Source organism: Acinetobacter kookii (genome assembly GCF_900096895.1).
Taxonomy (GTDB): domain Bacteria; phylum Pseudomonadota; class Gammaproteobacteria; order Pseudomonadales; family Moraxellaceae; genus Acinetobacter; species Acinetobacter kookii.
Genome location: NZ_FMYO01000001.1, coordinates 368,009 through 392,958, shown reverse-complemented (window position 1 = coordinate 392,958; position 24,950 = coordinate 368,009). Strand labels below are relative to the sequence as shown.

29 protein-coding genes are annotated in these 24,950 nt (G+C 42.5%); 20 read left to right on the top strand and 9 right to left on the bottom strand.

Annotation, left to right across the window (positions count from 1 at the left end; genetic code table 11):
* Positions 1-26: 26 nt before the first annotated feature.
* Positions 27-1,199, bottom strand: coding sequence for an isovaleryl-CoA dehydrogenase (locus BLP85_RS01980; protein ID WP_092818465.1), 1,173 nt, complete (start codon positions 1,197-1,199; stop codon positions 27-29).
* Positions 1,200-1,347: 148 nt separating this feature from the next.
* Between BLP85_RS01980 and BLP85_RS01975 the strand changes: the two genes are divergently transcribed.
* The 7 genes from BLP85_RS01975 (at position 1,348) to BLP85_RS01945 (ending at position 8,414) form a co-directional block, all read left to right on the top strand.
* Positions 1,348-1,977 (top strand): TetR/AcrR family transcriptional regulator, encoded by a 630-nt coding sequence (locus BLP85_RS01975; protein WP_092818464.1) that lies wholly within the window; start codon positions 1,348-1,350, stop codon positions 1,975-1,977.
* Positions 1,978-2,072: 95 nt separating this feature from the next.
* A complete protein-coding gene (locus BLP85_RS01970) occupies positions 2,073-3,761 on the top strand; it encodes an AMP-binding protein (RefSeq protein WP_092818463.1) in 1,689 nt (562 codons plus the stop codon).
* A 168-nt stretch (positions 3,762-3,929) separates the two neighbouring features.
* Positions 3,930-4,922, top strand: coding sequence for a biotin synthase BioB (gene bioB, locus BLP85_RS01965; protein WP_092818462.1), 993 nt, complete (start codon positions 3,930-3,932; stop codon positions 4,920-4,922).
* A 59-nt stretch (positions 4,923-4,981) separates the two neighbouring features.
* Positions 4,982-5,668, top strand: coding sequence for a class I SAM-dependent methyltransferase (locus BLP85_RS01960; protein WP_092818461.1), 687 nt, complete (start codon positions 4,982-4,984; stop codon positions 5,666-5,668).
* Between the two features lie 349 nt (positions 5,669-6,017).
* Positions 6,018-6,815 carry a thioesterase family protein gene (locus tag BLP85_RS01955; RefSeq protein ID WP_092818460.1) on the top strand — a complete coding sequence of 266 codons (798 nt, stop codon included), beginning with the start codon at positions 6,018-6,020 and terminating at the stop codon, positions 6,813-6,815.
* A 95-nt stretch (positions 6,816-6,910) separates the two neighbouring features.
* Positions 6,911-7,693 (top strand): Rossmann-like and DUF2520 domain-containing protein, encoded by a 783-nt coding sequence (locus tag BLP85_RS01950; protein WP_092818459.1) that lies wholly within the window; start codon positions 6,911-6,913, stop codon positions 7,691-7,693.
* Between the two features lie 46 nt (positions 7,694-7,739).
* On the top strand, positions 7,740-8,414 hold the full coding sequence (locus BLP85_RS01945) for a class I SAM-dependent methyltransferase (RefSeq protein WP_092818458.1): 675 nt from the start codon (positions 7,740-7,742) through the stop codon (positions 8,412-8,414).
* Positions 8,415-8,472: 58 nt separating this feature from the next.
* On the opposite strand, the gene trmB is transcribed toward BLP85_RS01945, so the two are convergent.
* Together trmB and BLP85_RS01935 are read right to left on the bottom strand one after the other, a co-directional pair.
* Entirely contained in the window at positions 8,473-9,189 is a 717-nt protein-coding gene (gene trmB, locus BLP85_RS01940) for a tRNA (guanosine(46)-N7)-methyltransferase TrmB (protein WP_092818457.1), read from the bottom strand.
* Positions 9,190-9,319: 130 nt separating this feature from the next.
* Positions 9,320-10,768, bottom strand: coding sequence for a SulP family inorganic anion transporter (locus BLP85_RS01935; protein ID WP_092818951.1), 1,449 nt, complete (start codon positions 10,766-10,768; stop codon positions 9,320-9,322).
* Between the two features lie 218 nt (positions 10,769-10,986).
* On the opposite strand from BLP85_RS01935, the gene BLP85_RS01930 reads away from it, so the two are divergent.
* From BLP85_RS01930 to BLP85_RS01915, 4 genes are all read left to right on the top strand, one after another.
* Positions 10,987-11,598 (top strand): glutathione binding-like protein, encoded by a 612-nt coding sequence (locus BLP85_RS01930; RefSeq protein ID WP_092818456.1) that lies wholly within the window; start codon positions 10,987-10,989, stop codon positions 11,596-11,598.
* A 131-nt stretch (positions 11,599-11,729) separates the two neighbouring features.
* A complete protein-coding gene (locus BLP85_RS01925) occupies positions 11,730-12,881 on the top strand; it encodes an IS4 family transposase (protein ID WP_092818455.1) in 1,152 nt (383 codons plus the stop codon).
* Positions 12,882-13,064: 183 nt separating this feature from the next.
* Positions 13,065-13,646 (top strand): NAD(P)H-dependent oxidoreductase, encoded by a 582-nt coding sequence (locus BLP85_RS01920; protein WP_092818454.1) that lies wholly within the window; start codon positions 13,065-13,067, stop codon positions 13,644-13,646.
* Positions 13,647-13,672: 26 nt separating this feature from the next.
* Positions 13,673-13,993: a putative quinol monooxygenase gene (locus BLP85_RS01915; RefSeq protein WP_092818453.1), complete on the top strand. Its 321-nt coding sequence runs from the start codon at positions 13,673-13,675 to the stop codon at positions 13,991-13,993.
* A 65-nt stretch (positions 13,994-14,058) separates the two neighbouring features.
* Here the strand turns inward: BLP85_RS01915 and BLP85_RS01910 are convergent, their stop codons facing one another.
* The 5 genes from BLP85_RS01910 to BLP85_RS01890 all read right to left on the bottom strand — a co-directional run bounded on the left by BLP85_RS01910 (position 14,059) and on the right by BLP85_RS01890 (position 16,826).
* The gene (locus BLP85_RS01910; protein WP_086200191.1) at positions 14,059-14,844 is read right to left on the bottom strand and encodes a thiazole synthase; all 786 of its coding nucleotides are present in this window, start codon (positions 14,842-14,844) and stop codon (positions 14,059-14,061) included.
* 12 nt (positions 14,845-14,856) lie between these two features.
* Positions 14,857-15,054: a sulfur carrier protein ThiS gene (gene thiS, locus BLP85_RS01905; RefSeq protein ID WP_092818452.1), complete on the bottom strand. Its 198-nt coding sequence runs from the start codon at positions 15,052-15,054 to the stop codon at positions 14,857-14,859.
* A 16-nt stretch (positions 15,055-15,070) separates the two neighbouring features.
* Positions 15,071-15,436 carry a DUF423 domain-containing protein gene (locus tag BLP85_RS01900; RefSeq protein ID WP_092818451.1) on the bottom strand — a complete coding sequence of 122 codons (366 nt, stop codon included), beginning with the start codon at positions 15,434-15,436 and terminating at the stop codon, positions 15,071-15,073.
* A 146-nt stretch (positions 15,437-15,582) separates the two neighbouring features.
* A complete protein-coding gene (gene rpoH, locus BLP85_RS01895; RefSeq protein ID WP_092818450.1) occupies positions 15,583-16,452 on the bottom strand; it encodes an RNA polymerase sigma factor RpoH in 870 nt (289 codons plus the stop codon).
* 140 nt (positions 16,453-16,592) lie between these two features.
* Positions 16,593-16,826, bottom strand: a complete 234-nt coding sequence (locus BLP85_RS01890; RefSeq protein ID WP_092818449.1) for a sulfurtransferase TusA family protein — start codon at positions 16,824-16,826, stop codon at positions 16,593-16,595.
* 382 nt (positions 16,827-17,208) lie between these two features.
* Between BLP85_RS01890 and BLP85_RS01885 the strand changes: the two genes are divergently transcribed.
* Both BLP85_RS01885 and rhlB read left to right on the top strand, forming a co-directional pair.
* Positions 17,209-17,421 carry a cold-shock protein gene (locus BLP85_RS01885; protein WP_004648643.1) on the top strand — a complete coding sequence of 71 codons (213 nt, stop codon included), beginning with the start codon at positions 17,209-17,211 and terminating at the stop codon, positions 17,419-17,421.
* Positions 17,422-17,520: 99 nt separating this feature from the next.
* Positions 17,521-18,672, top strand: coding sequence for an ATP-dependent RNA helicase RhlB (gene rhlB / locus BLP85_RS01880; protein WP_092818448.1), 1,152 nt, complete (start codon positions 17,521-17,523; stop codon positions 18,670-18,672).
* A gap of 125 nt (positions 18,673-18,797) precedes the next feature.
* On the opposite strand, the gene BLP85_RS01875 is transcribed toward rhlB, so the two are convergent.
* Entirely contained in the window at positions 18,798-19,178 is a 381-nt protein-coding gene (locus BLP85_RS01875; protein ID WP_092818447.1) for a hypothetical protein, read from the bottom strand.
* A 228-nt stretch (positions 19,179-19,406) separates the two neighbouring features.
* On the opposite strand from BLP85_RS01875, the gene BLP85_RS01870 reads away from it, so the two are divergent.
* The 7 genes from BLP85_RS01870 to BLP85_RS01840 all read left to right on the top strand — a co-directional run bounded on the left by BLP85_RS01870 (position 19,407) and on the right by BLP85_RS01840 (position 24,947).
* Positions 19,407-19,982 (top strand): nitroreductase family protein, encoded by a 576-nt coding sequence (locus BLP85_RS01870; RefSeq protein ID WP_092818446.1) that lies wholly within the window; start codon positions 19,407-19,409, stop codon positions 19,980-19,982.
* A gap of 33 nt (positions 19,983-20,015) precedes the next feature.
* Positions 20,016-21,089: an NAD(P)H-dependent glycerol-3-phosphate dehydrogenase gene (locus BLP85_RS01865; protein WP_092818445.1), complete on the top strand. Its 1,074-nt coding sequence runs from the start codon at positions 20,016-20,018 to the stop codon at positions 21,087-21,089.
* A 71-nt stretch (positions 21,090-21,160) separates the two neighbouring features.
* Positions 21,161-21,616 carry a phosphohistidine phosphatase SixA gene (sixA, locus tag BLP85_RS01860; protein WP_092818444.1) on the top strand — a complete coding sequence of 152 codons (456 nt, stop codon included), beginning with the start codon at positions 21,161-21,163 and terminating at the stop codon, positions 21,614-21,616.
* Positions 21,617-21,646: 30 nt separating this feature from the next.
* On the top strand, positions 21,647-22,786 hold the full coding sequence (gene gspL / locus BLP85_RS01855; RefSeq protein ID WP_092818443.1) for a type II secretion system protein GspL: 1,140 nt from the start codon (positions 21,647-21,649) through the stop codon (positions 22,784-22,786).
* Positions 22,786-23,265 carry a type II secretion system protein GspM gene (gene gspM / locus BLP85_RS01850; protein ID WP_092818442.1) on the top strand — a complete coding sequence of 160 codons (480 nt, stop codon included), beginning with the start codon at positions 22,786-22,788 and terminating at the stop codon, positions 23,263-23,265. The genes gspL and gspM overlap by 1 nt, the downstream gene beginning before the upstream one ends.
* Before the next feature lie 90 nt (positions 23,266-23,355).
* Positions 23,356-24,366: a quinone-dependent dihydroorotate dehydrogenase gene (locus BLP85_RS01845; protein ID WP_092818441.1), complete on the top strand. Its 1,011-nt coding sequence runs from the start codon at positions 23,356-23,358 to the stop codon at positions 24,364-24,366.
* Positions 24,363-24,947 carry a CvpA family protein gene (locus tag BLP85_RS01840; RefSeq protein WP_092818440.1) on the top strand — a complete coding sequence of 195 codons (585 nt, stop codon included), beginning with the start codon at positions 24,363-24,365 and terminating at the stop codon, positions 24,945-24,947. The genes BLP85_RS01845 and BLP85_RS01840 overlap by 4 nt, the downstream gene beginning before the upstream one ends.
* Positions 24,948-24,950 lie beyond the last annotated feature (3 nt).

The following is a 24,950-nucleotide window of genomic DNA, read 5'->3' as shown; positions in this document are numbered from 1 at the left end:
CCTTGTCTAATTTTTGTGATTTATTTTTAGGCAGTTTCGTTAAACAGTTCACGGCCAATCAGCATGCGGCGAATTTCTGAAGTACCTGCACCAATTTCATAGAGTTTGGCATCACGCCATAAACGTCCTGCAGAGAATTCGTTGATATAGCCATTGCCACCCAAAGTTTGAATGGTTTCACCTGCCATCCATGTGGCTTTTTCGGCAGCGTATAAAATGGCACTGGCTGCATCTTTACGTAAACTGCGGCTGTGTTCAGCTTTGTCACATTCTGCGCCTACGGCATAAACCAGTGCTTTACATGCCAACCAAGTTGAATACATATCGGCGATTTTGCCTTGCATGAGCTGGAATTCACCCAATGCCTGACCAAACTGTTTACGTTCATGAATATAAGGAATCACGGTGTCCATGCAGGCATCCATAATGCCGAGCGGTCCTGCACTTAAAACTGCACGTTCATAGTCCAGTCCACTCATCAGCACTTTTGTACCATTGCCCACACCGCCCAAGACGTTTTCTTTTGGTACTTCAACATTGTCAAAGAATAGTGGATAGGTATTTGAGCCGCGCATCCCCAGTTTGTCTAAATGGCTGCCATGACTAAAACCTGGCATGGTTTTTTCAATCAAGAAAGCAGTCATGCCTTTGGCGCCCGCCTGCAAATCAGTTTTGGCATACACCACCAACACATCGGCATCACCGCCATTGGTAATCCACATTTTTGAGCCGTTAAGCAAGTAATGATCGCCTTTGTCTTCTGCTTTTAGCTTCATGCTGACGACATCTGAGCCTGCGTTCGGTTCAGACATTGCCAAAGCGCCGACATAATCGCCTGAAACCAGTTTTGGCAAATAGCGCTGCTTCTGTTCTTCTGTCCCATTTCGCTTAATTTGGTTCACACATAGGTTAGAATGTGCACCGTAAGACAAACCAATGGATGCTGATGCACGAGAAATTTCTTGCATGGCAATGATGTGAGCCAAATAGCCTAAGTTGGTGCCACCGTATTCTTCACTTACGGTTAAGCCAAGTAAGCCCATATCACCAAATTTTTTCCAAAGCTGGGCAGGGAATTCGTTATCACGATCGACCTGTTGTGCAATGGGTGCAATTTCTTTTTTACAAAAAGCAGCGATTGAATCACGCAGTGCGATTAAGGTTTCATCCAAACCGAAGTCTAAGCTTTGTAAATTCATGTATTCATTCATCCTGAGGTTATATTTGTTGTTCCTAAAACAAGCATTGTTGTTGTGCTTAGGTTCTAACATACATCGAAAATTTAAAAAAGTGAACTGAAATTCACAAAATGATTTACAATTCATTTTATCTGGTTGAGAATAAGATATGAGTTATAAAAGATCATCATTGATGCAGGAACGTATGGAACAAAATCGCAACGCGATTTTAGATTCTGCTCGTGAACTTATTGCTCATGGGGGCTTTAAAGAAGCGTCTATACAAGCCATTGCAGAACGCGCTGGTGTTTCTACAGGTTTGGTGTATCGCTACTTTGAAAATAAAAGTCAGATTCTGATTGAAGTTTTATCGGCTGCCATTCGTCGTGAAGTTGAAATTTTGGACCACATTGCGAAGTCAGATTTAACGCCAAAACAAAAATTGCAAAAATCTGTTACAACTTTTGTGAAGCGTGCGATGAACAGTCCCCAATTGGCGTATTCGTTAATGTTCGAGCCTGTAGACCCAGAAATGGAACATGAGCGTTTTCGCAGTAAACAATTGATCAAACAAAGCATCAAGGAAATTTTGGCTGAAGGAAAAGTCAATGGTGAGTTTGATTTTGAAGATTTAAACACTGCAGCTTTAGGTGTGGTTGGATCCATGACCTTTGTGGTGATTGAGCCTTTAAATCCTTCTCGCAATGTGATGTTTGATCAAAATTATAAAGATTACTTTGTCAAACAAATTGCCGATTTTTGTGTGAATGCAGTGCGGAAACAGGAAGGAGGGAAATAAGAACAACGCACAAAATAGGCAAAAAGTAATCGTCGTCATAGAACAATTAATAGTGTTGGAAAACAAAATTACAAAGAATCAAGGAGATCGATTCAATGACACAAGTACGGTTAAGTTATGCCTATGGCACCAGTAATCAGCCTTTGTTAGGTATGACTATTGGTGAAAAGTTTGATCAGGCTTGCCAGCAATATGCAGATCAGGATGCTTTGGTTAGCATACATCAAAATGTGCGTCTGACCTATAAGCAACTCCAGCAACAGGTCAATGCCTTTGCCTGTAGCTTATTAAAACTCGGTTTTAAGAAAGGTGACCGCCTTGCCATTTGGTCTCCGAATTGTGTGGAATGGACAATCACTCAATTCGCAGCCTTTAAGGCAGGGGTGATTTTGGTGAATTTAAACCCTGCCTATAAAAGCAATGAACTTGAATTTGTGCTCAATAAAGTTTCTTGTAAGGGTTTGGTGATTGCATCGCAGTTTAAAAGCACCAATTATCAGGAAATTTTAACCAAAATTGCTCCAGAGCTGTGTCAGGCAGACAACAAAGTGCTCAATGCTAAGCGCTTACCACATTTAAAGCATGTGATTAAAATTGATGATCAAGCCCAGACAGGAATGCATCGTTTTCAGGATTTGCTGCCAAGTCCAACCACACACATGCTGAAAAAGCTGGATCAAATTGCCAGTGAATTGCAATTTGATGAAACCATCAATATTCAATTTACCTCGGGCACGACGGGCAATCCGAAAGGTACCATGCTGACCCACAATAACATTTTAAATAATGGTTACTTTGTAGGCGAGGCGATTCATTTAAGTCCGCAAGATCGTGTCTGTATTTCAGTGCCGTTATTCCACTGTTTTGGGATGGTGATGGGTAATTTGGCCTGTATCACACATGGCTCAACCATGGTCTATCCATCTGCAGTGTTTAATCCACTCGATACCTTAAAAGCCATTCAGCAAGAAAAATGCACGGCTGCTTATGGTGTACCGACCATGTTTATTGCCATTTTAGAGCATGAGCAGTTTGATGAATTTGATTTGTCTAGCTTGCGTACAGGCATTATGGCAGGCAGTCCATGTCCGCAAGAAATTATGCAACGTGTGATAGACCGTATGCACATGTCACAAATCACCATTTGTTATGGTATGACCGAAACAGCGCCTGTGAGCGCACAAAGTTCGACGGATGATTCGGTGGAACGCCGTGTCAGTACAGTGGGTCGTGTGCATCCACACTTGGAAGTTAAAATTGTCGATGAAGATGGCAAGGTCGTACCGCGCGGACAGTTGGGTGAATTGTGTGTGCGTGGCTATTCGGTGATGCTGGGTTATTGGGATGAGCACGACAAAACCCAAGAAGTCATTGATGCCGCACGCTGGATGCACACGGGCGATATTGCAGAAATGGACGATGAAGGCTTTGTGAAAATCAAAGGTCGCATTAAAGATGTAGTAATTCGTGGTGGAGAAAACCTGTTCCCTAAAGAAATTGAAGATTTCTTATATACCCACGATGCGGTCTGTGATGTGCAAGTGATTGGCGTGCCAGATCATCGTTATGGTGAAGAACTGTGTGCTTGTATTATTTTGCATGAACATCATGAATGTACCGAAGAGGCGATTCGCCAATACTGTGCAGAACACATTTCACATAATAAAGTCCCACGTTATGTGCGTTTCTTTAGTGAATTTCCAATGACCGCTTCAGGTAAGGCACAGAAATTTAAATTACGTGAATTTATGCGTGAAGAGTTAAATTTAAAGGAAATTGCTTAAAGTCGTATTTCTGGCATACATTGTTACGAGATTGACCTTTAAATTCAGTACACACCCTTTATTTCTTGCGCAGAGATAAAGGGTAAAACACCCCAATAAGTGCTCGCTCATTCTGTGAAAAATTACCCTAATTATAAGAGCGATGCGTGATCATCAAGGATGAAAATAATGACCGTACGTAATGATTGGACCCGAGAAGAAATTCAGCAGTTATATGAACAGCCTTTTCTGGATTTGGTCTTTGAAGCACAGCGCGTGCATCGCCAACATTTTTCTGCCAATACCGTACAAGTCAGTACCTTATTGTCGATTAAAACAGGCAAATGCCCAGAAGACTGTAAATATTGCTCGCAGTCTGCGCATTATGATTCACAGCTTGAAGCTGAAAAACGCATTGCGGTTGAAAAAGTCATTCAGGAAGCCAAAGAAGCTTTAGAGTCTGGTTCTTCTCGTTTTTGCATGGGGGCTGCATGGCGTAACCCGCATGAACGTGATATGCCGTATGTTCTGGAAATGGTGCGTGAAGTCAAAGCATTAGGCTTAGAAACTTGCATGACTTTGGGTATGTTAAACCAATCTCAGGCAGAACGTTTAAAAGATGCAGGTTTGGATTATTACAACCATAACCTCGATACTTCGCGTGAATATTATCCCAATGTGATCAGTACCCGTAGCTTTGACGATCGTTTACATACCTTGGATATTGTGCGTCAAACAGGCATGAAAGTCTGCAGTGGTGGTATTGTCGGTTTAGGTGAAGATACTCAAGACCGTATTGGGTTATTGCATGAATTGGCAACTTTGCCGTTACACCCTGAATCGGTGCCCATCAATATGCTGGTTCCGATTGAAGGCACGCCTTTGGCTGAAGTCGAAAAACTGGATGTGATTGAATGGATTCGTACCATTGCAGTTGCACGTATTATCATGCCAAACAGCTATATTCGATTATCTGCAGGACGTGAATCGTTGTCTGATTCAGATCAGGCCTTGGCCTTTATGGCAGGTGCGAACTCGTTATTTTCAGGCGAAAAGCTTTTGACTACACCAAATGCAGGCGAAGGCAAAGACAAACAATTGTTCCAAAAGCTAGGCCTAGTGCCAGAACGTGCCAAACCAACCGTTGAAGAATTATCGGTAGATGCGATGGCAGTGGCCTAAGCAGATCTCAAAAATAATTTAACTTTGGATGTCAGTAAATTAAATAAGAATCATGTGATATGGCAAAAGATTTTCACAGTGCAACCGTGGTTGCAGGCTATGACAGTCATATTCGGAAACTCATTCCTGGATATGAATTGGTACATCAACACATCAACGCAATTTTAAGCAGCCATTTGCCCGAAACAGCACAGCTTTTGGTGGTGGGTTGTGGCACAGGTTATGAGTTGCAGTATTTACTGCAGCAACATCCACAGTGGCAATTCACTGCCATCGACCCATCTTTAAGCATGTTGCAGCAGGCAGAAAAAAATATTCAGTCTGTGGCAGGGCATGAGCGAGTGCGTTTTATACAGGCCGATACACATCAATTTGCTCAGCAAGCGCAGGTTGAAAACTTGCAGTTTGACGCCGCATTGGCGATTTTGGTGGCGCATTTTGTACCTGTGGCAGAAAAAATATTATTTTTTCAGGATATTTACCAAACATTAAAACCTGCAGCGATTTTATTAAGCTATGATCTGATGCAGCAGACTGAAAATATAGAACTGCGTTGGATGCAGAATTTGGCTCTGGATTGTGGTTTAACCACGGTACAAGCGGAAAAAATGCTTGCACGCTTGGCCGATGATTTTCATTTAATTACTGTCGATGTGCAGGCAGCATTGCTTACTCAAGTCGGTTTTCACCAGTGTAAAACATATTGCCAACTCATGAATTATTATGGTTTTTTTGCTCAGAAATAGTTTAGGGTCTGTTGATATTTCATAAATGGCTTGCGCTGTAGGTTAAAACTGAGCAGATCAGGCATGAAACGCAAGGAATAGCGAGACTATTGCTAAGTTTCATAACGCAATCTGAGAAAGTTTTAGCCACAGCCTTTCAGGGCGAGCATATTTTTTGCTGCTATTGCGTTATGTGCCAGTCATTTAGAATGACTAAATTTCCTGTCCCATGCCTTATATCAGCTAAAAAATATGCGTCGCCGCAAACATTGACGAATTGTCAATAGACCCTATTAATAACATCATTAAGTCAACAAATATTTGTAGTAAAAGTATCAGTATAAAAAGTCAGATCAGGGAAAGAGAAAAAATGTCAGCCTATTACACTTTACTCAAACGTGAACAACATGCCGATGGTGGTTGTACTGCGTACTATCGTTCCAACATTCATGCACAGGGCGCATGGAATCCGCATGAGCAACACATGGCACCTGCAACGGGTATTTTATGTGCAGAACTTGAACAGTTTATGCCACGTGATGATATGCGAATTGGTCGGGTCAGTTTAGATATTTTTGGTTTGATCGCCTTTGGGGAGTTCAGCATCACGACTCGCATGATCCGGCCTGGTAAAACCATTGAACTGATTGAAGCGGAAATGTGTGCTGAAGGAAAAACCTGTATTGTGGCGCGCGCATGGAAAATGAAAACCTCAGACACACGTGCAATTGCAGGGTTGGAAGACTTACCTGTAGAAAACCCTGAATATTTGCCCGATTGGGATGGCATGCGCTGCTGGCCAGGGGGCTATATCCAAAGTATTGAAACCCGAGCACATTTAGACCGTCGTGCAGGTAAGGGCATTGTCTGGCTGAGAAATCAATTAGAGATGATTAAAAATCAAGCCACATCTAGTTTTGTTCGTTTAATGGGCATGGTAGATACCGCCAATGGGGTCGTACCACGCCTAGACCCGAATGAAGGTTGGGGGTTTCCAAATTTGGATTTACAAATCCATTTACACCGTTTACCGCAAGGTGAGTGGTTGGGTTTGGAAGTGACACAGCAATATGGTGAAGATGGAATCGGGCTGACCAGCGGAATTTTGCACGATACCCAAGGTCCATTTGGACGTAGTGAGCAGATTTTAACTTTGCGTCAATTCTAAAATTAATTCACGCTTAAACAAAAACATCAGGACGAATTGATTCGTCCTTTTATTCTTGGCATGCTTGGACTGAATTGTAAAACGTGAACTTAGCTATGCGAATCAGTTTTATTGGTGCAGGACGGGTGGCACATCATCTGGCTGCTGTTTTAAGCCAGAATCATCAGATTGTACAGATCTACAGCCGGACTTTAGAACATGCCCAGGCCCTGGCGAGTCAGGTCGCTGCAAAAGCCACAGCCAATATTGCAGAACTTGAACCAGATGTAGATCTGGTGATTATTGCGGTGAGCGATCAGGCGATTGCAGAGGTCATTCAACAGCTGCATGCACAATTCACAGATGTGTTGATTGTGCATACATCAGGCAGTACCGATATTCAGGTTCTGGCAGAGGTTCATGCACGCGCTGGGGTATTTTATCCTTTGCAAACCTTTAGCTTGGCCCGTGAAGTAGACTGGCAGGCCACGCCTTTGTTTGTAGAGGCAGTCCAGCCGCAGGATCAGGCGCAATTGATCCAGTTAGCAAATAGCCTAAGTTCACACGTGTATGCCTATACATCGGCACAGCGTTTAAGTTTACATCTGGCGGCAGTGTTTGCCTGTAATTTTAGCAATTACTGTTATGACATGGCAAAACAGGTGGTCGATGCGCAGCAAGTCGATTTCTCGCTGCTTTACCCGTTAATTTTGGAGACAGCCCAGAAAGCCGTACAGTATGACCCTAAGCAGATGCAGACCGGGCCAGCCATGCGGGGAGATCAGAATATCTTAAACAGGCATCAGCAGATGCTGGAGGATGCTAAACGTGAAGATTTGAAAAAAGTTTACAATTTAATGAGTCAACAGATTCTGCAATCACATCAGACTAAAGCGTGAACTAAGCTTAAAAAATTTAGCCCCTGTATTGCAAAAGGAGGCAGCGATGGCAAAAGATTTTAATAGTCAGTATGTTGTAGATGGTTATGATGAACATATCCGCAAATTAATTCCCGGCTATGAAATCGTACATCAACAGATCCGGGCTTTATTGAAAACGTATGTAGATGAATATGCGCATGTGCTGATTGTCGGTTGTGGTACTGGCTATGAGCTGGGTCATCTGGTCCAGTTGTTTCCTGACTGGACCTTTACCGCCACAGAGTTGTCACAAAACATGCTGGATAAGGCCAGACACCATATCCACGCCTTGAATGCCTCGCATCGGGTGGAGTTCGTATTGGGCGATGTAGACCAGTTAAAAACGGACCAGTCTTACGATGCGGCACTGTCCATTCTGGTTACGCATTTTGTGGCTTATCTAGAGAAGCCCAAGTTCTTTAAAGCCATTTCCTCACGTTTAAAATCTCAAGGCATATTCATCACTTTTGACTTGACCAAAATCAAGTCGGAGCAGGAGTTGCAGACCCTCAAATATCTATGTGAGGCCAATGGCTTAACGCCTTCACAGGCTGCGGTCATGCTGGAGCGTCTAGAAGATGATTTTTATCCGTTATCGGAGCAGGAAACTTTTGAACAACTGAAAGCGAGTGGTTTTGAAGCTGTGCAGGGGTTTACCCAGATTTTGTTCTATCAAGGTTATATGGCGATAAAAGCTTAAACTTTGAGTATAAAAAATGGCTCATTGATATGAGCCATTTTTATGCTGTCAATTAAGGTTATTTGATTTTCTTGAACAGAAAATCATTGATTTTATGACCTTCCTCTAAGCCGCGACGCTCAAACTTGGTTTGCGGGCGCCATTCCGGGCGAGGGTAGCTGTTGCCTTTGCCGGCCATATTTTCAAGGTTTGGACGGTTATCCAAAACATCCAGCATCCATTCAGCATACGGTTCCCAATCGGTCGCCGAGTGGAAGGTACCGCCCATTTCCAGTTTCTGTTCAACCAGCGGCATACGGTCGTGCGATACAAAGCGACGTTTGAAATGACGTTTCTTTTGCCATGGATCAGGGAAATACAGCTGGATCGCGTTAATGCTGTTGTCAGGCATTTCACGCAGTACCTGAATGGCATCGGCATCAAGCAAACGTAGATTGGTTAAGCCTGCCATACCCGCTTCATACACACATTGCGCAATACCCGGAACATGCACTTCAATACCGACATAGTTACGCTCAGGGTTGGCTTTCGCCATCAGCACCAGTGAACGTCCCATACCGAAACCGATTTCTACAGTAAGCGGACGTTCTGGATGTTCAAACTGCTGACGTAAATCACCCACCGGATATTCCAAAATTAGGTGACCATATTGTTCAAGCGCAGTACGTTGAGAGGTATTCAGCGGAGATGAACGACGCATAAAAGTGACAATTTCGCGATGTTCATTCAAGTTGTCCAGCTCTACGACTTGCTGGTCTAATGGATCGTTCGACATAATTTTGGCAAATGTAAAAAATACGAATGCGGTATTTTAAGTCCTGAGCCTGACAAGTCAAACTTTTCTCGGTTTTTTCGGTCGCTAAAAGTAGCTTTAAAAATAAAAGAACCCGAAAGCTGTTTATCTTTTATGAAGATTGATTGTATTGAGCAATCAAGGTGCTGCTGGCTTCGTTCAAGCCTATCACTTCAACCTCAATAGCTTGATCTTTAAATTTCTGCACCACGTTATTCAGCATATTCACTGAAGTAATATCCCAAACATGGGCATGACTCAGATCGATCACAACTTTGGAAACATTTTCTTTAAAGTCAAAAAACTGGAAGAATTTTTCTGAACTGCTAAAGAAGATTTGCCCGGTAATCACATAGTGGCGTTGCTGATTGTGCAAGGTCGATTGTACTTTCACTTCACTTTCCAGCTTGTTGATAATGAACAGTGCAGACAGCAGCACACCAGTCAACACGCCCAAAGCCAGGTTATGCGTTGCCAGTACCACAATCACCACAGCAATCATCACCACATTAAATGCAGCAGGATGCTGACGGAACTGTTTGACCGAGTCCCATTGGAAAGTGGTGAAGGCTACCATCACCATAATCGCCACCAATGCTGCCATGGGCACATAAGCCAGCCAGTCTTTAAAAAAAACAACCAGACAAAGCAAGAACACGCCAGCCACTAAAGTTGACAGTCGGGTACGTGCACCTGAAGATACATTAATGATGGACTGGCCGATCATGGCGCAACCTGCCATACCGCCCATAAAGCCACTGACAATATTGGCAATCCCTTGGCCGCGACATTCCTGATGACGGTCGGATTCCGTTTCAGTCACCTCATTAATTACTGTGGTGGTCATCATGGTCTCCAGTAAACCGACCGTGGCTAGAGTGATGGAATAAGGGAAGATGATTTGCAGCGTTTCGAAGTTCAGCGGAATGCCTGGAATCAGGAAAATTGGCAAAGTATCCGGAAACTGTCCCAAATCACTGACGGTACGCATGTCGGCACCCAGTAAAATAGCTAAACCACTCAGTACCACAATACAGATTAAAGGTGAGGGAAGGGTTTTGCCAATTTTGGGCAAATAAGGAAACAGATAAATGATGCCCAGACCCAGTGCCATAAATAAATAGCCTAAGCTATCCATTTTGCTCATTTCCGGCAGTTGTGCGGCAAAAATCAAAATGGCAAGGGCATTTAAAAAACCATAAACTACGGACTGCGAAACAAAACGCATCAGTTTTGCCACTTTAAAGTAGGCTGCAATCACCTGAATGATCCCGGTTAAAATCGTGGCAGCCAATAAGTATTGCAGCCCATGATCTTTCACCAGGGTAATCATCAATAATGCCATGGCACCCGTAGCCGCAGATATCATGGCAGGGCGACCGCCAAAAAAAGCAATCGTTACGGCTATACAAAAAGAGGCATATAAGCCGACTTGCGGGTCAACACCTGCGATCGCCGAAAAAGCGATGGATTCGGGAATTAAGGCTAAACCTACCACCAGACCCGCCAATACATCGGTACGGATATTGGAAAACCATTGTTCTTTTTTCAGGTTAATCACGCTAATTGATTTCACAAATTTTAAAGATGCGTATGGTAAAACAAGTTCAGTCAAAAAAGCATACGAGTTTGACTTGAAAATATGCGTGATTTATACAATATTCAAAGAGTAAGTGATTTTTATACATTTACGCTTTTTTGCAATTTACAGGTTTGATCACTTGAAAGTTTGTTAGAAGCAATTTAAAACAGTGAATAGATATATAACAAGGATCAGGTATGAAGCTTTATTATTCTCCAGGTGCATGTTCTTTGGCATCACACATTATTTTAAATGAAATTAATGTTGATTTTGACTTGGAGCGCGTTGATTTAAAAACACATAAAACTGAAAAAGGAACAGATTATTACGAGATTAACCCTAAAGGTTATGTTCCTGCCTTAGAAATTAATCCGGGTCTGATTCTTACTGAAAACGTTGCCATTTTACCTTTCCTTGCTCAGCACGACCCTAAACAAGATTTGATTCCACCATCAGGACTAGGACGTGCCAAAGTTCTGGAATGGTTAGGATATTTAAACTCAGAATTACATGATGCTTATGCAGTTTTCTTTGGGGCTCCCCTAGAAAAAGAAGCGAAAGAAAAAGCTTATGCCGAAATCGACCGTTTATTGACTTATATCGATAAAGCAATTGGCGAATCAGATAACGATTATCTGGTAGATGATAACTTTGGTCCGGCAGATGCTTATCTGTTTGTACTCACAAACTGGTCGAATGGTATTGGTCATGATCTTACGCCGTATAAAAATATTATTGCCCTGCGTAATAAAGTGGCAGAACGTCAATCAGTACAGATTGCCATGCGAGATGAAGGCTTGATTCCTTAATTCTCTTCATTGATTTGAAAAAGCACCTGAGGGCACTGCTGTCCCATAGTTTACTTTAAATAAAAAAACCTGAGTCCGAATAGTTAAAATATAAGTGCGAACAAACACTTTAACTACCAAGGACTCAGGTTTTGTCACATCAGAATACCGTATTTCATCAGCTGATTAAACCTGTCATACGACAGGATTTTGAACACCTTGTGAAAAAATATCATGTTGGACAGAAATTTAGATCGGCTTCCCGATGGGATCAGTTTGTTGCCATATTGATGTCTCAACTCTCCTGCCGGCAAAGCCTGCGGGATATTCAATCCAATCTGGAGTGCCAACAGGAGAAGCTTCATCATCTCGGAGCAAAATCTATTCCGCGAAGCACGCTGGCACGAATCAACGAGCAGCAGCCGGCTGCCTTGTATGAAAAGCTGTTTTACAAGTTGCTTCAATACTATGAACATTCAAAAGTCGCTCATAAATTTCGCTTTAAGAATCCTCTATATTCCCTTGATGCCAGTCACATTGACCTCTCGCTTTCCTTATGTGGATGGGCCAAAGTTCATGACTCAAAAGCCAGTATGAAACTCAGCACAGGATTGAATCACAGCAATCATATTCCTGAGTTTGTTGCAGTTGAAAATGGCAAAGAAAATGACATGGTACAAGGCCGAAAATTCCAGTTTCCTTCTGGCAGCATTGTGGTCTTTGATAAAGGCTATGTCGATTACCAATGGTATGCAAGTCTTACTGCTCAAAACGTTGGATTTGTCACACGTCTGAGGCCCAAGGCTGTGTATCAGGTGATCCAGCAACATTCCGTGCTTGAGTCCAAAGGCATTCTAAAAGATGAAACCATTCAGCTGAATAGCGCACATGCCCTAAAAAGAAAAGCACCAGTACTCAGAAGAATTGAATATAGAGACCGTCAAAGTGGCAAGCACTTCAGCTTTCTCAGCAATAACTTTCATTTAGCCGCCTCTACCATTGCAGCGATTTACAAAGACCGCTGGAAAGTAGAATTGTTCTTTAAAGCGATTAAACAGAATCTGAAATTAAAAGCCTTTTTAGGCCGAAGCAGGAACGCGATTCAGACGCAAATCTGGATTGCGATGATCGCCTATTTACTGGTGAGTTTCGCTCAACATTTAGGGGAAGCGGGTTGGACAGTTCAACGCTTACTCAGAATAATTCAAGTGAATTTATTTGAAAGAAAAACTTTAAAAGCTTTATTCTCACCCGATAAAATCCCCATCAAACAAGAGGAAGCTCATGTGAGCTTCCTCTTGTAAAAATTGTGGGACAGCAGTGACCTGAGGGTGCTTTTTTTAGGTTTAAAAATTGATTGGAAGTTGCTTGATCAATAATTTTATTATTGATTTTTTATCAATAGTATTTTGCAAATACATGAATTTTTATCAATAAGGTATTTAAGTATATTGGCCTCATGAAAATATATGATTCAAGGCGAATAAATGAGTAATATCCTGATCGTGAATGGGGCCAAACAGTTTGCACACTCAAATGGCGAGTTAAATGACACCTTGACTGAGTTGGCAAATACTGTGCTTGGCGAGCTGGGGCATCGCGTTAAAATTTCCCGTGCAGATAGTGACTATGAAATTCAGGAAGAGATTCAAAAATATGTATGGGCAGATGTCATTATTTATCAAATGCCTGGATGGTGGATGGGTGCGCCGTGGACAGTAAAAAAATATATGGATGATATTTTTACCGAAGGGCATGGCACTTTATATGCCAGTGATGGCCGATCGCGTTCGGACGCATCGAAAAAATATGGTTCGGGTGGTCTCATTCACGATAAAAAGTATATGTTGTCCTTAACCTGGAATGCACCTATCGAAGCGTTTAATGATCCTGAGCAATTTTTTCAGGGTGTCGGGGTCGACGGGGTTTATCTGCCCTTTCATAAAGCCAATCAATTTTTGGGTATGCAAAGTTTAGAAACTTTCATTGTGAATGATGTGATTAAGATGCCCAATGTTGCTCAATATGAACATGACTATCGTCAACATCTGATGAATATTTTTGCTTAATTGATGGGTTGTTTAGGGAGTAGGTTATGTTGATTGTGATTGCAGATATTCAGATTCGCCCGGGTGTTCAACATCGTGAAAATGTATTAAATGCCTTTAGGAATATAACACCTGTTGTTTTACAGGAAGAGGGCTGTCACGGTTATGAATTACTGGTAGATCATGATTCAAATGTTCATTATCAGACTAAAGTGTCTGATTCAATTACCATGTTAGAACAATGGCAAAGTATTGAACATTTAAATGCGCATTTACAAACACCTCATATGCAAGCCTATCAGCAACAAGTTAAAGATGACGTGCTGGATGTAAAAATCCGGATTATGCAAAAGGGTTTAAGTGCTTAGGTACATTTTGAAATCTTAGAATATAAAAAAAGGACTCAAATGAGTCCTTTTTAAGATCTTTAATTTTATTTAAAGAAATAACCGGTTTCAGGCGAGCTGGCATTGGCCATGCGTTTACGTGGCATACGGCCTGCAAGGAAGGCTTCACGACCTGCTTCAACCGCTTTTTTCATTGCAGATGCCATTAAAATCGGGTTTTGCGCAGCGGCAATTGCGGTATTCATCAGTACACCGTCACAGCCCAGTTCCATTGCGATGGCTGCATCACTGGCAGTACCGACACCGGCATCCACCAGTACCGGAACTTTGGCATTTTCCTTAATAATGGAAATGGTATGCGGATTTAAAATGCCAAGTCCTGAACCAATCAGGCTACCTAAAGGCATAATTGCCACACAGCCCATGCTTTCTAATTCTTGTGCAATAATCGGGTCATCCGAGGTATACACCATAATCTCAAAACCATCATCAATTAAGGTGCGAGCTGCTTTTAAGGTTTCAGTGACATTCGGATAAAGTGTTTTTTCATCGCCCAGTACTTCCAGTTTCACCAGGTTGTGCCCATCCAGCAGTTCACGTGCCAGCATACAGGTACGCACAGCACTGTTGGCGTCAAAGCAGCCGGCTGTATTGGGCAGAATGGTGTATTTTTCTGGTGGCACTACAGAAAGCAGATTCGGCTGATCAGGATGCTGGCCGATATTGACCCGACGGATGGCAACCGTGACGATCTCTGCGCCGCTGGCCTGAATAGCCAAGTCGGTTTCAGTTAAGTCTTTATATTTACCTGTACCGACCAACAAACGTGAATTAAAAGTACGAGAACCAATTATAAGCGGGGTGTCTTCCATGGGAGCTCCGAATTAGCCGCCACCGACGGCATGAATAATTTCAATATGATCTTCAGCGCAAATCGGGGTTTGTGCCAGTTTGCTTTTGGAAATGATCATTTCATTTTTTTCTACAGCAAAGCGTTTGCCTTCAAGTTCAAGCTCTTGAATTAGTTCTAATAAATTGCTGCATGTGGTATTTTTTGCTTCGCCATTTAAATAAATCTGCATCATTCATTCCCTTTATTTATTTCACGTATTTAAAGGCATTCCACGCCAGAACCAGCCAGCCAGCAATCATCAAAGCACCGCCAATTGGAGTAATGGCACCTAAAACGCGGGGTAGGCCTAAGGCCATGACATACAGTGAGCCACAGAAAAAGAAAATACCGACCTGAATCAGGATAAAGCTGGCTTTAATGGGAAGCTGGGGAAGCACTTTGGCTAAAATGGCAAGCGCCAAAAGTCCAAGCGCATGATAGAAAAAATAATCAGTTGCGGTATGCCACCAGGCCAATTGAGCTTCAGTAGCACGTGTTTTTAAGCCATGGGCACCAAAAGCACCAAGCATGACGGCAAAAGCTAAATTGAGGGCTGAAATTGCAATCCACATAAGCAATGACCACCTGAATAAATTTGCGCATAACTTAGCATATTCTGGCACTTGCACGAAAGGCAAAAAGCAACATTACCGCAGCCTAAAGATGAAAAAAGAGCACTCAGCCCTTTTTTCAAAATACCCTACATGTATTCGACCACTTAGTTGGATGACATAGCCACTTTAATTTTTTCCATGGCATTTTTTTCAAGCTGGCGAATACGCTCGGCAGACACGTTATATTCTGCAGCCAGCTCATGCAGTGTCGATTTTTCATCATCCAGCCAGCGACGCTGTAAAATATTGCGTGAACGGTCATCCAGTTGATCCATCGCATCATGCAGGGCAGAAGTACTTTGTTCTTCGTAGTCTTCTTCTTCAGCCAAACGTGCCGGATCGTAGCGGTTGTCTTCTAGATACAAGGCTGGAGCGACGTGAGTTGAACCTTCATCGTCATCATCACCTTGTGCTTCAAAAGCAGCATCATAGGCAGTCAGGCGGCCTTCCATTTCCAGCACCTGTTCAGGCGTGACATTCAAGTCATTGGCAATGGATTGTGCTTCGTCCAGGGTAAGTTTTTTACTGGACTTTTTTAAGCTGCGTAAATTAAAGAATAATTTACGTTGGGCTTTCGTGGTGGCAATTTTAACAATACGCCAGTTACGAATCACGTATTCATGAATTTCAGCTTTAATCCAGTGTACGGCAAATGATACCAAACGCACGCCCATATTGGGGTCGAAACGTTTCACGGCTTTCATTAAGCCGAGGTTGCCTTCCTGAATCAGGTCGCCTTGCGGCAAACCATAACCGGCATAACTGCGGGCAATATGCACCACAAAACGTAAATGAGACATCACGAGCATTTTCGCAGCATCTAAATCTTGGTCGTAAAAGTAGCGTTCGGCCAACTCTTTTTCTTGTTCAGCCGTTAAAATAGGAATCTGATTGACAGTACTAATATAAGCACCGAGATTTACCCCTGGTGCCGATAATGACAGGGGCATCAATTGATTGCTGCTGTCACTCATGTGTTCTCCTTGAGAGTTGGATGACATAACCATCTTAATAAATTTATCTTAATCCAATATTTCCCTGAAATTAGGAAATTTGGGTAGAGAAATGTAATTTTTTATGCACATTTGAAATGTTCTAGTTTAATTGAAAATAATTAAGATTCAATTAAGTAGTGATACTCAAAATCAGAAATTTTGGTCATATTGCAGTTCATTTGATGCATGGAACAATAACGCGTTACATCTTGCTGACTATGCGGATCTGAAGATTTGAGTAAAAAAATGCCGCCTGATTTATTCTTGATCGCTCGTTTAAGCATCAATAAGGGCATGGGGCAAGGCTTGCCCATCGCATCAATGATTACTGCTGAATTGGCCAGATCATTCATCACATTCAATATCTAATTCAATTTAGTTAAATCTTAGCAAATTTGGTGCCAAAGCCCAATAAAATTATATAACTTAAACATAAAAGTACTTATCTAAAATAAGGAAATAATTAGTAAAAAAGAAGCGGAATCAAAAAGAAGATTAATCAAAAAAAACAGTATGAATTGTCATAAACCCGTGTTAAGCTCGTTGCGTATTCAAAATTAATGACGCTATTTCAGCTGCCTTAAAATGAATATTGCAATGGATGTAACCGGGATTTTGTTAATAGTAATACAGAATGATTACAAGCTTAGAAATAATAATTATTTTTAAACCTTGTTTACTCTGCTGTTTGCAACACCGGGTGGTCCTTTAATTAAATACAATGAGGATTAACTTATGACAGCTCGTGAACAAGGCGTAGTTAAATGGTTCAACGACACTAAAGGCTTCGGCTTTATTCAACGTAACGGCGGCGACGACGTATTCGTTCATTTCCGCGCTATCCAAGGTGACGGCCACCGTTCACTTCGTGATGGTCAACGTGTTGAATTCAGCGTAGTTAAAGGTCAAAAAGGCTTCCAAGCGGAAGAAGTACAACCTTTAGACTAATCGCCTGATTATTCATGAGAACGCCCCAATGTAATTTGGGGCGTTTTTGTTTATAATAGATTCCTATTTTTCCTGATCATTAAGTTAGAGCACCTTTATATGTCATCTGGTTTTGAAACCTTAAATTTACATCCGAAACTGAAACAGGCGATTGATGCTTTAGGTTTCAAAGAAATGACACCTATTCAGGAAAAGGTTTTAAAATTCACTTTGGCTGGACATGATGCCATTGGCCGTGCACAAACCGGTACAGGAAAAACAGCGGCTTTCCTGGTCAGTGTCATTAATGATTTGCTGAATAATCCGATTAAAGAACAACGCTTTCGTGGCGAGCCGCGTGCGCTGATTCTTGCACCTACACGTGAGCTGGCTTTACAGATTGAAAGTGATGCCAAAGAGCTGACCAAATTTACCGACCTGCATCTGGTGACTTTGCTGGGTGGGGTAGATTTTGATAAGCAGAAAGCCCAGCTGGATAAAAATTTTGTCGATATTATTGTGGCGACACCAGGTCGTTTAATCGACTTTGTAGAACAAAAAGAAGTCTGGCTGGACCAGATTGAATTTTTGGTGATTGATGAAGCAGACCGTTTGCTGGATATGGGCTTCATTCCATCGGTAAAACGTATTGTGCGTTTTTCTCCACGTAAAGAACAACGTCAAACCTTAATGTTCTCTGCCACCTTTAGCTATGATGTGTTGAATCTGGCGCAACAGTGGTTGTTCGAACCGGTGACTGTGGAAATTGAGCCGGAAAAGAAAACCAATGCCGATGTAGAACAGCGCGTGTATATGGTTGCCAAAACAGATAAATATAAGTTGTTGCAAGAAATCCTGCGGGATGAGCCGATTGAAAAAGTCATGATTTTTGCCAACCGTCGTGACCAGGTACGCAAGCTTTATGATCACCTGAAAAAAGACGGTTATAAGGTGGTGATGCTTTCAGGTGAAATTGCACAGGACAAGCGCCTGAAAATGCTGGATCAGTTTAAGAACGGTCAGCATAATATTATGATCGCAACCGATGTTGCAGGTCGTGGTATTCATGTGGACGGCGTTTCACATGTGATCAACTTTACCTTGCCTGAACAGTCAGATGACTATGTTCATCGTATAGGTCGTACCGGTCGTGCGGGAACGCGTGGGGTAAGTATCAGTTTCCTGTCTGAAGATGATGCGTTCTATCTTCCGGAAATTGAAAAAGCCATTGGCCAGAAATTACCTTTGACCCGTCTGGAAGGCTATTGCTAGTTTTAAGAAATTTATTTCAGCATTAAGAATAGATAAAACAAAAAGCCGCTTCAATAAGCGGCTTTTTTGTTTGGGCTTTAGACAGCTTTATTCAATGAAAGATGAAACAGGCCACTATTTAGATGCTAGTTGGCTCGACAAGTGAAGGTCAGTACGGTTTGATAGTCTTCATCGCGTGCCAGACTGCCACTTTTGCCAGCCAAGGTACCAAGGACCGTGGTTGCAGCCTGAATCATTTGTCCGGTTTGCTCATCGACTACCCCTTTTAAGGCACCGTTGTATTCAGTTTTTTCATTCACGATGACAGGGGTGGCTTTTTTACCACAGGCATTATTTGCTGCAGTAATCGCGTTATTTTTAGAAATTAAACTGCTTTTACCAATTCCCGTCACTTCATATTGATTATTTTCTTTTTGAATCGCTAAAGATGTGGTCGGATTGGATGCACAGGCAGTTAAGGCGAGAGCAACGGCAACTGTTGAAGCGAGTGCAAAGACGTGTTTCATCTTTTTCCCCCTGGATTGTTTTAAAGAGAATTTAAGCTATTTGAACATGATTTTTTGAATGATTTTTGAAGGGCTTGTATGAAATATGCAGCTTTATATGAACTCTCTGTGACTGAAGCTTAGTTCAGTCGGCCATTGTGGAGTAGACATTCACTTAACGCTCTAGAGTAACGGAACAAGATTATGCTAATCTTGGTGAAATATTTTAGTAAACAGATATCAAAGTCAATGACGGATTCAGCGGTAGATACGGTTCATCAGAATATTCATCAGCGTCAGTCGATTGGGCATTTGGTTGAGCCTGCTCCGAATGCAGAGCAACTGGAGAAAGCCTTTCAGGCGGCTTTGACTGCGCCGGACCATCATCGGTTAAAGCCCACCCGTTTTGTTGTTATTCCGAGTGATCAGCGTGAAGCTTTTGGGGAGTTGCTTTCCAGAGCTTTGGCGGATTTAGGTGAAACTGATCCTGTTCAATTGGATCGGGTAAAAAATCATCCATTTCGTGCACCATTACTGGTTTTGGCCTTAACCCAATTTCAGCCCCATCCGAAAGTGCCTAATTTTGAACAGACCTTAAGTTCAGGCGCAGCAATTGAAAACTTCTTGTTGTCTTTGCAAGTGCAGGGCTTTTCAACCATGTGGCGTAGCGGGGCAGTGGTTGAGTCGCCATTGTTTAAACGAATCTTGGGGCTGTCAGAAGATGATTTAATTTCTGGAATTATTTATATTGGAACCGCAGCGAAAGCGATTCCAGCGCGTACAGCAGTGGATACACAAAACTATGTCAGTTATTGGAATAAGTAACTGTATTGAATCATAAGTTGAGATATAAAAATAATGTCAGAGTTGAAATTTTCAGATCTTGTTGAACCGGTTGCAATTGATCAAAAAACGGCCTTGCGTGTAACCGTGTTGGGTGGTGGCAGTTTCGGTACGGCAATGGCCAATACTGCTGTACGCAATGGTTGTGACACCATGATCTGGATTCGTGATGAGGCAGCAGCAGCAGAAATTAATCAGACCCATATCAATAAACGCTATTTACCCGATTTTGTTTTGGAGCCGGGTTTAAAGGCGGTATCGGATTTAGAAACGGCTGTCTGTAATCGTGACATTATTCTGGTGGCTATTCCTAGCCATTCTTTTCGAGATGTACTGAAACAAATCAAGCCTTTTATCAGCTCGCAGGCCGTCATTTCTCTAACCAAAGGCATTGAGGCGAAAACTTTCCATTTCATGAGCGATATTATTCGTGAAGAATTGCCTCAGGTTCCCTATGGTGTGCTTTCCGGGCCGAATCTGGCCAAGGAAATTATGGCCGGGCAACCTGCAGGAACGGTGATTGCCAGTCAATCTGAACTGGTACGTTATGCCGTACAGCAAGCGCTGCATAGTGCATTGTTCCGGGTTTTTGGTAGCGATGATGTGCATGGTGTGGAACTGGGTGGAGCTTTAAAAAATATCTATGCGGTTGCCATGGGCATGGCTGCTGCTTATAAGGTGGGTGAAAACACCAAGAGCATGATTCTGACCCGTGCACTGGCAGAAATGAGCCGTTTTGCAGTGAAACTGGGTGCAAACCCGCTGACATTCCTGGGATTGTCTGGTGTAGGTGACTTGTTTGCTACCTGTAATAGTCCGCTCAGCCGTAACTATCAGGTGGGTTTTGCCTTGGGTTCAGGTAAGACCCTGGAACAGGCCACTCAAGAATTGGGTCAAACTGCGGAAGGGATCAATACCATTGTGCAGGTGCGCAGCCGTTCGGAAGAATTGGGTGTGTATATGCCAATTACCAGTGCTTTATATGATGTGATTTTTGAAGGTGCGCCACCTTTAAGCATTGCACTTTCACTCATGAAAAATGGCCACCGTAGTGATGTGGAGTTTGTTTTACCTCATAATGAAGTGTAATTTTTAAATCATCTTATTGCGTTCATAAAGCTTGGTTATAATTGCTGCATATTTGAAAATAAGGAATTTTTATGCAACTTACCTTAGTCCGTCATGGTGAAGCCGCTCCTGCGGTGCATGGCAATGATGACAAGCGTCCTTTGACCGAGCGTGGACATACGCAGGCCCAACTTACCGCAGAATATTTAAAGGATATCATCCGGCCTGATGCCTTTGTGGTGAGTCCTTTATTGCGTGCGCAGGAAACCCTGGCACATTTGCAACATTATTTTCGTGATGTACCCGTGCTGGTATGCAATAAGATTAAGCCGGATGATGATGCAAAATTGGCAGTGGACTGGCTGTCACAGCTTCCTTATGAGTCTATTGTGGTTGTGTGCCATATGAATGTGGTGGCGCATATTGCAGCATTGTTGACAGCAGAACCTTTTCATCCGTATGCTCTGGCTGAAGCGCGGATATATGAACAGGCAGTGATTGCAACTGGTTTATCAACACAGTTAAAAAGTTTTATTCCAAACGCATAAAATATTAATTAAAACGGCAGAAAAACATTAATGTTGTATTTATGGATGCCTGAAGCCAATGGGGTTTGGCAATGGTCGACTGGAGAGAGCTGGTCTCAGGCCTCTAGTCTTGAACAATTAATTCAAGATATTCAAGGCTATCATGGACAGGAAGCGATTGTATTTTTTCCCAGTCGCGATGTACAAATGCTGCAACAAAGTCTATCCAGGCCCCAATACAAGAAATTGGGTGCGGATGGGGTCAAATATTTATTAGAAGAATTTGTGGTTTTGCCCATCGATTCAATGAAAATATTGCATCATTTTCAACATCCAGATCAATTGATCATTTTAGGTGTAGCCAATAGCACTGTTGAAACCTTACAGCATGCCTTGAACTTAATCCCGGTCAAAGTTGTTTCCTTATTACCGGATTTTCTTATTTTACCGGTTCCAGAGGTGGGGCAAACCATCATTGCGAATCTGTCAGGACGCTTGCTGGTCCGTGAAAGCGAATTTATGGGCAATTCGGTAGATGATCTGGCACTTTTTTTAGATTATCAGACTCCGGGGCAATCTTATAAAATCAGCAATTTTACTGCTGAACAAATGCAAAGCCTTGAAGCCATGGTGACGCATGAACGGATTGAATCTTTTCATTATGAAGTGCCGGTATTAAAAAAAGCGCAACATCATCCTTTTAATATTTTGCCTAAAGCTAAAAACAGTCAGGGTATATCGGGCTATTGGAAAGCCTGTGCTGCGGTCTTGGTTGCTGCTGTTGTGGTCCAGTTTGGCTATGACGCAACACGCTGGTATAAATATAAAAAGGTGGCGGATCAGACTGCATTACAAGCCATTGATCAGTATAAGTACTGGTTTGGTCAGAGCAGCCGTGTGACCGAGCAGAATTTAAAAAGCCAGTTTGAAAGTCATGTACGCTTGAATAAAAGTGCCAACACTCAAGCTTTACAGTTACTGAGCCGGATTGGTCCGGTACTGATGCAAAATCAGATTGTGGCTAATCGGATCAATTATGATGCTTCTATTTTAAATATGGAATTGAAAGCCAACTCTGCGACTGCTTTGCAAAACTTGACCCAGCAGCTCAATCAGCAAGGCTTTAAGGCAGAATTAGGCAATATTCAGCCCAATGGTGCAGGTGCAATTGGATTGGTGAAAATACAATAATGAATACATCAGAAAAACTGCAAAACTCGATTGACCAATTCATTGAGCGAGTCACGGATTATCTGGATCAGCTGTCGCAACGTGAACGTTATCTGGTGATCTTTACCACGATTTTTGTGCTGGTTGCGGCTATTGGTTCAGCCCTTTGGTATATGCATGCCGCTGCGAATAAACAGCAGAATCGGGTCAATGACTTTAAAGACATGATCGTGTGGATGCAAAGCAATGCAGTGACCATGAAAGCTGCAGATGATGTGCAGTTAAGTGCGGCAGATAAAGTCCAGCGCGTTGCCCAGCAGCAGGGATTGTCTGTGGCATCCCAACAAACAGGCGAGCAAATCCAGATTGTCGCGGCACATGAAAATTATGCCATTTTGGCAAATTTTTTAACCCAATTGGCGCAGATGGGTCTAAGTCTTGAGAAAATAGAATTAATTTCCGAGGCGGGACAGATTAAATTAACAGCGACAGTGCAATAAAGGGTAAAAATAAAGATCTGCTAAGCATGGTGTTTTCTCCGGGCTATGCCTATAATATGGCGACTTAAAAAGCAGTAGACTTTTATAGATATGTTGTATTCTCTTGCCCGCCCTTTGTTGTTTTCTTTAGCACCGGAGCGTGCACATGAGCTCACACTATCGTTATTGAAATCAGCTCATCGCATGGGCATGATGCGTCAAAACGTAGCGTCTAAACCTGTGACCTGTATGGGAATTGAATTTCCCAATCCGGTAGGTTTGGCGGCCGGTTTAGACAAAAATGGCGCTTATATTGATGCCCTGGCTGGACTGGGATTTGGTTTTATTGAAATTGGAACCATTACACCACGTCCCCAATCGGGCAATCCGCATCCCCGTTTATTCCGCTTGCCTGAAGCCAAGGCCATTATTAACCGTATGGGCTTTAATAATGACGGGGTAGACAAGCTGATTGAAAATGTCAAGGCAGCAAAATTCAAGGGCATTTTGGGTATTAATATTGGTAAAAATGCCGATACTCCCGTTGAGAATGCCGTTGATGATTATCTGATTTGCCTGGAAAAAGTATATAACTACGCTTCCTATATCACGGTTAATATTTCATCGCCGAATACCAAAAATTTGCGCAGCCTGCAAAGCGGCGATGCCTTGACCGAGTTGCTGCAAACCTTGAAAAAGCGTCAGCTTGAACTGGCGGAAGAGCATCAGCATTATGTGCCTCTGGTGCTGAAAGTTGCGCCGGATCTGACCAATGAAGATATTCAGTTCATTGCCAAACAGTTAATCCAGTTTAAAATTGATGGTTTGATTGTGACCAATACCACCTTGTCTCGTGAAGGGGTGGAAAACCTGAAATATGGCAATGAAGCGGGTGGCTTGTCTGGCGCTCCTGTATTTGAAAAAAGTACCGCTTGTCTTGCCGCTTTTGCTAAAGTATTACAAGGTCAGATTCCATTGATCGGGGTAGGCGGGATTTTGTCTGGCGAACAGGCCGTTGCGAAACAGCAGGCAGGTGCCAGCCTTGTACAAATTTATAGTGGCCTCATATATACAGGTCCAGCCCTGATTAAAGACTGTATTGATGCTTTAAACACGCCATGAATACGCTGGATATCTTCATACTGATTATTTTGCTCATTGGAGGGCTCAACGGTTTGCGACAAGGATTGGTTTCAGCCTTTGCGAACTTGGTAGGATGGGTTTTTGCACTCATAGTCGGTGCAAAATACGCAACCATCCTGGCACCTTCGATGGTCTCACTCAGTGGAGATCCGGTAGTACAAAAAATAGCAGCTTTTGCATTTATTGTATTGCTGATGGTGGTTTTAACCTGGATTATTACTGCCTTACTCAACAAGATATTAAAAAGCCTGAAACTCGGCCCGTTAAACCGTTTGGCGGGTGGCGCTTTTGGCTCTTTAAAAGGTTTATTGATTGTACTCATCACCATGCAGGGCCTGGGCCCCTGGGTGGAAAGTTCTCCGCACTGGAAACAGTCTAAATTTGTACAACTCCTTATTCCGTATGCACCCTGGGCGACCGAACTTTCTAAAGAAGCAGCGCAAGGGGCACTTTCTCATATCAAGTCTGAAGATGCAGCGTCATCTTCCGACACATCGTCTGAAAAAACGCAGAAACATGCAGTGCGTACAGGCGAATCAACAAATAATCCTTTTTATTAATCC